This is a genomic window from Alkalihalophilus lindianensis (assembly GCF_032843265.1).
Lineage (GTDB): Bacteria > Bacillota > Bacilli > Bacillales > Bacillaceae_D > Alkalihalophilus > Alkalihalophilus lindianensis.
The window spans coordinates 1-269 of record NZ_JAWJBA010000383.1 but is presented as its reverse complement, the minus strand read 5'-3'; the positions used below and the strand labels follow the sequence as shown (position 1 = coordinate 269).

Sequence of the window (269 nt, the reverse complement as noted above, 5' to 3'; positions counted from 1 at the left end):
AAAATGCTTTTAGATAAGCTGACTTCCCTCGGAATTATTCAAACATTAAATGAAATTGAAGGAATTGGTCACCGTGTCGTCCACGGCGGGGAGGAATTTAATGATTCCCTTGTCATCACAGACGAGGTTTTAGATAAAATTGATAAATTATCCGAGCTGGCGCCGCTGCATAATCCGGCAAACATTACAGGGATTAGGGCTTTCCAGCGTGTACTTCCGAATGTTCCGGCTGTTGCCGTGTTTGATACAGCCTTTCACCAAACAATGCC

At 43.9% G+C, this 269-nt stretch carries 1 pseudogene; it reads left to right on the top strand.

From position 1 onward, the window contains the following. Window positions 1-269: pseudogene (locus RYX56_RS22680) on the top strand (acetate kinase); the annotation flags it as partial.